This is a genomic window from Thermogemmatispora tikiterensis, assembly GCF_003268475.1.
Taxonomy (GTDB): domain Bacteria; phylum Chloroflexota; class Ktedonobacteria; order Ktedonobacterales; family Ktedonobacteraceae; genus Thermogemmatispora; species Thermogemmatispora tikiterensis.
Window position 1 is genome coordinate 344185 of the sequence record NZ_MCIF01000002.1, and the last position, 8716, is coordinate 352900.

9 protein-coding genes are annotated in these 8716 nt (G+C 58.5%); 4 read left to right on the forward strand and 5 right to left on the reverse strand.

The features are described from left to right. The first annotated feature begins 402 nt into the window (after window positions 1-402). Both A4R35_RS01590 and A4R35_RS01595 read left to right on the forward strand, forming a co-directional pair. On the forward strand, window positions 403-627 hold the full coding sequence (locus A4R35_RS01590) for a hypothetical protein (protein ID WP_112425905.1): 225 nt from the start codon (window positions 403-405) through the stop codon (window positions 625-627). Between the two features lie 265 nt (window positions 628-892). Further along, window positions 893-1390, forward strand: a complete 498-nt coding sequence (locus A4R35_RS01595) for a DUF427 domain-containing protein (protein ID WP_112425907.1) — start codon at window positions 893-895, stop codon at window positions 1388-1390. Between the two features lie 99 nt (window positions 1391-1489). Here the strand turns inward: A4R35_RS01595 and A4R35_RS25190 are convergent, their stop codons facing one another. The 4 genes from A4R35_RS25190 to A4R35_RS24910 form a co-directional block, all read right to left on the reverse strand. After that, window positions 1490-1900, reverse strand: a complete 411-nt coding sequence (locus A4R35_RS25190) for a hypothetical protein (RefSeq protein WP_189361206.1) — start codon at window positions 1898-1900, stop codon at window positions 1490-1492. Between the two features lie 342 nt (window positions 1901-2242). Beyond that, complete coding sequence (locus A4R35_RS01605; RefSeq protein WP_223258142.1) at window positions 2243-3715, reverse strand: glycoside hydrolase family 140 protein; 1473 nt, start codon at window positions 3713-3715, stop codon at window positions 2243-2245. A 210-nt stretch (window positions 3716-3925) separates the two neighbouring features. Continuing rightward, window positions 3926-4354 (reverse strand): type 1 periplasmic-binding domain-containing protein, encoded by a 429-nt coding sequence (locus A4R35_RS01610; RefSeq protein WP_146747079.1) that lies wholly within the window; start codon window positions 4352-4354, stop codon window positions 3926-3928. Between the two features lie 38 nt (window positions 4355-4392). Further along, complete coding sequence (locus A4R35_RS24910) at window positions 4393-4692, reverse strand: type ISP restriction/modification enzyme (protein WP_112425915.1); 300 nt, start codon at window positions 4690-4692, stop codon at window positions 4393-4395. A gap of 696 nt (window positions 4693-5388) precedes the next feature. On the opposite strand from A4R35_RS24910, the gene A4R35_RS01620 reads away from it, so the two are divergent. After that, window positions 5389-6918 (forward strand): helix-turn-helix transcriptional regulator, encoded by a 1530-nt coding sequence (locus tag A4R35_RS01620; protein ID WP_112425917.1) that lies wholly within the window; start codon window positions 5389-5391, stop codon window positions 6916-6918. A gap of 175 nt (window positions 6919-7093) precedes the next feature. Here A4R35_RS01620 and A4R35_RS24085 read toward each other — a convergent pair whose 3' ends face one another. After that, window positions 7094-7258 carry a hypothetical protein gene (locus tag A4R35_RS24085; RefSeq protein WP_189361209.1) on the reverse strand — a complete coding sequence of 55 codons (165 nt, stop codon included), beginning with the start codon at window positions 7256-7258 and terminating at the stop codon, window positions 7094-7096. Window positions 7259-8434: 1176 nt separating this feature from the next. Here A4R35_RS24085 and A4R35_RS24090 point away from each other — a divergent pair. Further along, window positions 8435-8716 (forward strand): hypothetical protein (locus A4R35_RS24090; protein ID WP_189361211.1); only part of this gene is annotated, 282 nt, incomplete at its 3' end.

Below are 8716 nucleotides of genomic sequence, written 5' to 3' on the forward strand. Positions count from 1 at the left end.
TGGCCTGTGTCCGCCCGTTCTCTGGCAGGGGCCATCTGGCTTCGCCAGGCTGCTCCCAGGCACCTGTTGCGCCAGCCCTGGCGTCCAGTGCCAGGGAGCATGGGATGCGAGCGATAGAGCAGGCCGGCTGGAAGGATGGCCGGATTGGCGGGACGCATTGCCCTGCGCTGATCTATCTGCTTCAGCCAGGTCAGTTGCTCAAGGAGCAGCCTGGGGGATGCAGAGAATGGGAACGTCAACTGGGAGGGTCTCGCCGACTCCACCTGGATCGGAGCAGAGGCTTCTGTGAGCAGTTGGCCAGTGCGGTGCGGTCGGTCGTCTGGCGACCCATGAACCTGGCCATATGGCTGATCTGGAGCACTCCAGCGGGTGTGTGGTCAAGATGGGAGAGGAGACACCTAGATGCGTTGGGTTACCTGTAGTGTCGATACCCTACGCACTGATGACATGAACGGCGTCAGTGTGATTGATGTTCTGATGAACCATCGGCGAGGAGGGAGGGTTGGAGACACGAGCTATATTTCTTCCCTTGAAGGGCGAGAACTGACTCCGTGGGTGGGGTCTGATCTGCAGCTGCTGCTCTACCTGCTCGTGGTGTTGAGCACCTGTAGCGCTGGTGACGTGTAGATGTAGCAGATGAGCTACCTTGATGCAAGCTAGCCTGGCCTCTATCATGATGTCAGCAAGACGTGCTTCAATGCCCAGGTCCAGCAAGCTTGATCGCGTGCCTGCATAAGCAGACGGGAGGCCAGCGGCTTCGGGCCTGGAGCAAGGTACGCCGTGGCCCGAGTCGCTGGAGTCGCGTATCATATACTCTATGTTACCCGAAGGAGTGGCTCGCTGCGTCTTCACGAAGAAGGAACCCCGTCATATCCGAGAGGAGAAGAGAGCGATGGATCAACAGCGTGATCGGAGCTCTGCTCCGGGACAGGAATCGGTCTGGGACTATCCGCGACCGCCACGCCTGGAGGAATGTGACGATCTCGTTCAGGTCGTCTTCAATGGAGTGACGATTGCTGAGAGTCGGCGTACGAGGCGCGTCCTCGAGACCAGTCATCCGCCCGTCTACTATATTCCGCCAGAGGATATTCGTATGGAGTATCTCCAGCCGAGCGACCGCCATACCTTCTGCGAGTTCAAGGGGAGAGCCAACTACTATACCCTGACGGTGAATGGCAGGAGCGCGCCAGACTGTGCGTGGTATTATCCTGACCCAGCCCCAGGCTACGAGGAGCTGGCCGGCTATGTTGCCTTTTACCCGCGCAAAATGGATGCCTGCTACGTTAACGGTGAGAAGGTGCAGGCCCAGCCCGGCGATTTTTACGGCGGCTGGATCACCAGCCGGATAATTGGACCATTCAAGGGGGGAGCAGGAACGGCTGGGTGGTAAGCTGAGCCGTTCATGGCTCCGGAGAGCTGCCCCCGGTGGGCGGGACCTACTCTATTGTGACTCAGCTCTGAAAGGGGACAATACCCAACGTATCATCACCTAACAGCCTGAAACTGCATGGTAGGAAGCTGATCGTCTCCGACTTGGTAAGTCAGATCGCCAACGCGTCAGAGAAGAGATCATCGTCACTGGGATGAACATGAAGGGAGGCATGCGCACACGCGTCACCGCAGCTCCGTTGAGTAGGCCAACCAGCGATCCCGCGAGCATGGCACTGATGCCTAGAGGTAGGGAGAGCGCAGCTCCAGTCATAGATCTCCCGTGGGGCCTCAGAAATCTTCTCCAGAAGAGGTTGAAGCTGAAGAGATTCGAATCAAGACAGGCCGTCATTAGCATGCCGCTCATCACACTTGACAGGCTGATCATCGCTCGCGGGGAGAAATTGATGCCTGCTACCAGCAGGCCAAAGGTCTCCCCGATGGCGATGCAGAGCAGGGGACCAATGTTCACGAGGATCTTGCCAGGTTATAGAGCAAGATGATGTCTCGAATCACTGGTCAAAGCAAAAAACGGTCAAATAGATTAAAAATTATGATAGTAGAAAGTGGTGCTAGATGGGCACTGATGTCAGCGGCAGGACAGGACGCAGCGAAGCCTGCCCTTTCCTCCTCCTGGAGGAGGGCGGGCAATCCCGCCCTCCCTGTTGCTGTCCATCTTTTTCATACAAAGACATTTGTTTCATCGTCGGGGCGTCTTCTGGCTGCGGCCCCTCTACAGAGCAAGGTAGGAACCTGTCTTGTCTAACTAACCGGCTCAGGGGTGGGCAGCAGGGAGGAGACGCTCGCATGGCGCTCAGCTCAAAGGCTGCCCAGGGGCGGCGAACCCGCGGCCTTTCTGATCAAGCACCAGCACCCAGTCGGGGCCATCGCCGGGCGTGGTGAACTGTTGCGGGCCGCCGGTACTAACGTCGCCAATAGAGCTGGCGTTACCGCTGCGGGGATCATACCACCAGGCAGTGGCTGTGTCGCCAGCGATTTTGCTGGTGTCGATTGCGACGGTACGTACTGGGTCGGGAATATAGATAAAGGCATAACTACCGTCCGAGGCGCGTGTCGCCTGCGCATGAAATGGACCGTCGCCCTCACCCGAAAGGATCAGGCTCTGATCCGGGATGCGTACGAAGTAGGGTCTAGAGAGCATCAAGTCGCGTAGATAGCGCATCTGAAGAGCGGCGGGATGGTCCAGGACACGATACCAGTAGAAGATGGCATAGGCGATTGGGCCATAGCCGGGCTGGAAGCACTGCCAGATCGAGTGGTTACCGTACGTATAGCCACAGCCTCCAGCGAAGACCGAGCGGTAGGCTTGACGTCGCACCTCGTACTCGGTGAAGTAGCCATTGCTCGGATCCCAGTTCACTGGGTGATCCTCATAGTTGCTCTCGCCATCGAGGACTGGCTTAGCAGGGGTCAGGCTATAGTCATGAGCGATTACTCCCCAGGTCGGCAGATCACGAGCGCTGTGGCCTGACTGCAGCATATTCATTGTCAACCAGGAGTCATTGTGGAACCATTGAGAGGAGGACTGGCCCCCGTTCGGGTGATAGGTCATGAAGGTCGGGCCTCCTACTCCGTCCCTGATGCCCGCTGCCATATTACGCCAGATGGTCTCATAGCCATCGGCGGGACGATCGCCCCCCAAAATCCAAAGGATATTACTGGCATTGCGATAGCGCTGACCGAGAAAGGTGCCATAGGGATAGGCGTTATCCTGGGTAAAGACAGCCGGCCCGATACCGCGCTGCTGATTGACTTTATCACCCCAAGTGGGCAGTAGCCCGAGGTAGAGCCCATAATCCTGGGCCTTCTGCACCACATAATCGGCGAACTGGAAGTATGCCTCATTGGGCCGAGTGGGATCGTCGCCGATCAGGGGCAGCTGCCCCTCGCGATTCGGCTGATGGAGGCCATCGTTTTCGGCTAGAATGACCGTCTGGATCACGTTAAAACCCTGCTGGCTACGGATGCGCAGATAGGTGTCCACATCGTCACGCGTCAAGCGATGCACGAGTTCCCAGGCTGTATCAGCCAACCAGAAAAAGGGCTGCCCATCTGCGGTGACCAGAAAGCGACCATTGTCGCTCACACCGACGTGTGGGAGGGAGACGCCTGTCTGTCTGGCATGGGAGGCGTTCGCCCGCGCAGCCTGGTGCCAGGCTCTGGTGTTCCAAGACTGAGCGGCGAGGCTAAGGCCAGCCGCGGTAGCTCCCTTTATGAAAGTACGACGCTTGAAGACAGAGAAAAGAGACCGTTCTTGCTCCATCATACCTCCTGCTTGGCGGCTTTTGCTGCGCTCAGAGAGAGCCCTGTATGAATCGGGCCAGGTAGGGGAGAGCGAGAGGAAGCCTCGACTGCCCACCACCCTCTACCCGGCCATATTAGAGGCATATCGCTGTGCTGCTCTCCATTCCTCTCTGGAGCTCGGGAGATGGGCGGAGCGCAGCAGGGGGGCGGTATGCTCGTCGAGAAGAGAAGCCTAGACGCCCGACTTCGGGGGCGGCAGCACGCAGCCCCACATATCCTTGGCTCGTGTACTCATGTTGGCCTGAGTCAGGGCAAAGCCCTTATCAATCAGCACCTCATTGGGCTTGCTTGCATGTTGATCGATGGCCTTCAAAAGAGCCGCTAACAACGTATTCGCCTCATAGAAGAGGTCTTGCACACCGGTTGCATCGACATATTGAGAGCGCATCAGACGACAGGCTCGGGAGTCCCCATCGATGCCCCCCATGATCACATGATTCGGATCGCCGATCGGCTTCCATTTGCCCAGAGGCTTGAGCACCGACTCGATCTGCGGATAGAGGAAGTCGGAGGAGGTGAAGAGGAAATTGACATCGGGGTTGGCCTGCATGGCATCCTGGAGTCCCGCCAGCGCAGTGGGGGCATCCCACTTTGTGGCCACCTCGACCGGCTTATAGAAGAGCCCTGCCAGACCAGCCGCTAGTGGAGCGGCCAGCCCCCGTGCGCTTCGATCACGTCGTCAATCTGCTCCATCAACTGGATGGTTTCCGCCAGCGCTGCCACGATCTGCTGATACTGCACGATGTCCTGGAAGGTGAGCACTCGCCCTTTGCGGTCTTTGAGCCACTGAGCGCAGACCTGATCGCCACCCACTTCGAAGGTCCAGACCTCCTCTGGGACCCCAGCGAAAGATTGGGTGGCGTTGATCCAGGCTCGCCCTTGCTCCGAGGAGGGGTCTGTGACGAAGGCTACCCGCTCGACCCGGTTGGAGCCGGCCATCGCCGGCCTCCATCTTGCCAGTGGGAACGAGCTGAACGGGAAGGGCTGGATACGGGCGAGGCACGAACGGGGGGCGCGATTTATCGCGCCCGTGCGAAGGGGGCAAAGCCATCCGATCACGAGGACCGGCGCCGTACTGCGAGGGAGCCGGGCAGTAGGGGTGCGATCGCCCTGGCACATTGATCCGGCTGCCGGAGCTGCGCGCATCATCGTACTGAAGGGCGTAGCAGGCAGCGTCTGCTGATCCCTGCGTGGACAGACGACCTGGCATGTGTTACGATTAGAAATAGATGAACACGGTCATTCTTTTCAGAGCGCTGCTGTAGAGGCGGCAATCGGCTCCAGCGAATACAGGTTGCTTCTGGTTTCTCTCTGAGGTAGATGCTCGAGCAACCAGAGGAAACAGGGAACATGATGTGAATGGAATGAGTATCTGTTGTTACCAGTTTCTGCACTTCATTTCATCTATACTCTTATATGAGGGGTAGATGCGGGCCTGATAGCTCTGGCCGTGGCATCTGCTGGGAGAGGAGCAGGCCACTGCTTCCGTTGATGTGCGCTTTGCTGCTCTTCACCACTCGCTCGCTGTCGGGGCGATGGGAGCGGGTCCTCGTTCGATGACAGAGCAAGAAGAAGGAAGAAGTAGGCCAGGACGTCACGGACTGCAGAGCTGAAGTTGTAAGGAGAAAGGACACGATGGAACAGACACAGGGGTCCTCGGCCGCGGGCCAGCCGCGCCTTCCCTTGATCAGAGCGCGCCAGCGCATGTTAACGCTGGACGAGGTGGCGGAAGCGGTGGGAGTGAGCAAAGCCACAGTCTGCCGCTGGGAGAAGGCGGGCGATGTGCCGCAGCCGCTCCACCTGCGCAAGCTCTGCGAGTTGTTCCAGCGCTCGCCGCTCGAGTTGGGCTTTACGGAGCAAGACCTGGGCATACCGGAGGTGCCGGCGCAGGCGAGCGTCAGGGAGGAGCTGGACGGACAGGCGCATCCTGAGCCGTCACCGCCGCCACCGGAGTCTGAGGCGCTGGAGGCCTTCCGGCAAGAGTGTCTGCCGTTGCGGCTGCTGGGCCTGGTGTGGCGCTGGCCTGCTGGTGATACCCGCTATCAACAGCTGCAGCTGCTCTTGAGAACGGAGCTGGAGAAGGACGCTATGAAGCAGAACGAGCTAACCCGGCGCGAGACGTTGCGTTTGCTGGCCCTGGCGCCGATCGAGTTGTTGGGCCTGTCGCAGCTGGGCCCGGTCCTGAAGGGGCCTGCCCTGACAGAGGATATCTTGAAGCAATGTGCAGCAAGTCTGGCAGCCTGCTGGGAGTTGCGACGGCAGGGCGAGCTGGCCCTGGCAGATCAGGCGGTAGCGGCCTATTTGCCCACCCTGCAGGCTCTCACCAGGACGGCGCCGCCCAGGCAGCGCCAGGCCGCCGCCGAGCTGACGGCCCAGGGCTTCCTGCTGCGCTCGCGGCTGGCCCACCATCTGAGCACGCCGGCCCAGGGAGTCGCCTATGCCCAGCAAGCGGAGGCCTTCAGTACGCTGGCCGACCACCTTCCCCTGAGAATCATCGCGCTTGGCTGCCAATCCATAGAGTATTTTTATGGCTGCCGTCATAAGCAGGCATTACAGGCGGTGCAGCAGGCGCGGCAGCTGTTAGAGGAGCGGGATCGGCGCGATCGCCAGAAGGAGGCCTCCGTCGCTCAGCCCGCCAGCGCGCCCGTGTCTCCCATCATCTATAGCCGCTGCTACTCGAGGCTGGCTGCCGATCTCGCCGCGGCGACGGGGCAGCAGGCGGAGGTGCAGCGCACCCTCAAACAGGCGCAGGAGGCGTTCTTTGCTCAGATGGAGCCGGCTCCCCTCTGGGTGAACTTTGGGCTAAGCGACCTGTTGCTCAATGAAGCCTACGCTTACAGAGATCTGGGCCTATCGAGGGCTGCACTGGAGGCTTGCGAGCAGATCGAGCAGCAGTACCAGCAGAGTGGCAGTGGCGGAACGCTGGTCAGCCTGGACGATGTCCCCGAGGCCCAGTTGTTAGCGGTGCTGATTGAGGCCAGTCGCGCTGACCAGCCGCGTCGCCTCGACTGGTGCCTGGAGAAGTGGCAGGCTGGCGTTGCCCGCGCCCAGCAGCTGCAGAGTCAGCAGCGACTGGCCGAGGCACAGCAGGCCTACGTCGCCCTCTGCGCCGCCTTCCCCGGTGAGCCGCGCCTGCGCGAGCTGCGCGACCTGCTCATCCTCTAGGCGGACCGCCTGGCCAATCAATCGGGCAGAGCTCTCTGCAATGCGTCGCGCGCCAGGCCTTTGTGAAATAGCAGGTGGCCACCTCGCAGAGGGTGGTTTGCATGGCCAGAGCGTTCCACTGCTCAATCGCTCATAGCACTTGCCGATTCTCCAGCAGGTCGTGCTGACCATCACATCAAGTCAGCGCTTTGAGAAGCTTAAGAGCATCCAGTATCTCTTCAACACGCTGTGGCCGCTTTTCTGGCTGAGGGGCAACCATGCGCTTCAGCAGATCGCGCATCTCGCTGGGGAGGGCCAGACGATCGATCTGAACCACATCGGTATATGGATCAAAATGCATATGTGGATCATATTCGGGAAGAAGTGACAAAAGATACCAGAGGATTCCCAGAGCATAGATATCGCTCGCAGCCGAAGCTGTTGATGCATCGCGAAGCACCTCAGGAGCAGGAAAAATCGTTTCGATATTCAGATTTTCTGCAGTCGTCTGGTGGAGTATATGAATCGCAAGCGCTATCCGCTCGTGACCCAGGCCGATGTCGAGCAGGTGAAAAACGAGCTGATCCTGGGGGCCAATGCCCTGGATGAGAGCAGCCTAGGGAGAAGAGCGGAAGGAAGGGCATCTAAGCGTTCAGCCGTCCCGGCTTATCGTGCCTGCTTTCCTCTTCTCTTCCTCTCAATTCAGAGGAAAGTCGCTTACACTTGACAGAGAGCTATTCTTGTTATACTCTTAGCCAGCAGGAACCTTTTAAGGGAGAGTGATCATAACAGGAGGCATGGACGCAGCGCTGCACCTGTAGTAGCTTTCTCCATGCGAACTCCGTTGAGGCTGTCGGTGTCAGACAGGACGACGTTGTTTGCAAAGGTCCTTTATTCCCCTAGTACTTGGATATCAATCATTCCTGAAGCCTGACCCCCACCTTGGTCATTCCCCTTCTCAGATGCTACAGCTCTTGTCGCTTGCTGCTGTCGAGAAAGGCTAACAAGAATGGCAAGACCATTAACCGGATCGATGTTGGTTATGGATGCAATTGGCCAAATCATGAAAGGAAAGCCTGTGACATTCACTCAATATGTTGCACCAGCTGTTGGGGCTCTCGTGGGAATAGCTGGGGCTATAGCGGGTGCTCCAGATCTCATAGTGGATGCTGCCAGGCTAGGAGATGACTTTTCTCACGTATATCTTCCCTATGCGCAAAGCCGTGATCCATCGGCTGGGTGGAATACGAACAGGTGGTGAAGGCCCCTCTTAGGGAAGAACACAAAGTGATGCTTTTCTCCCCAAAATAAAAAAGGAACATTTAGGAATCTAAGATGACTTTTCAAGTAGGAAGTGGAAAGAAATAGTCGTATCTGCAACACCAGGTTGCTTTCTCGGGTTGCATGCTTCCTTGCCAGGCACATAGCCGGTCCTGGAGGATCCAGTTGACAGAGAACCCAGTGCCAAGCAAGCAAGATTGGGAAGCGGCTCCGGCTCAGGAGGGCTGGAGGATAGGAAAGGAGAAGACTGGCTGCGATGAACGGAGAGACGGAACCTGCTCAGGAAGAGGAACTGTCTCTATCCTATGGGCGCTGGTTCTACATGGACAGCGCCTTACTCATAGGGGCTCAGCTCGTGGCTGCTCTCTACCGGGTGTTCTGGGGAGTGTTTTGTGCGTTGGTGCTGCAATTGCTCCTGTTGCCGCACTATGAACGCCTCGGTCAGAGAGAAGAGTCGCAGGGACAGGCAAGGCTGGCAATGTGGCGGGGGCATCTGGTTCTGATCATCGGGGTCATGGTGGTGGAGATGGCTCTAGGG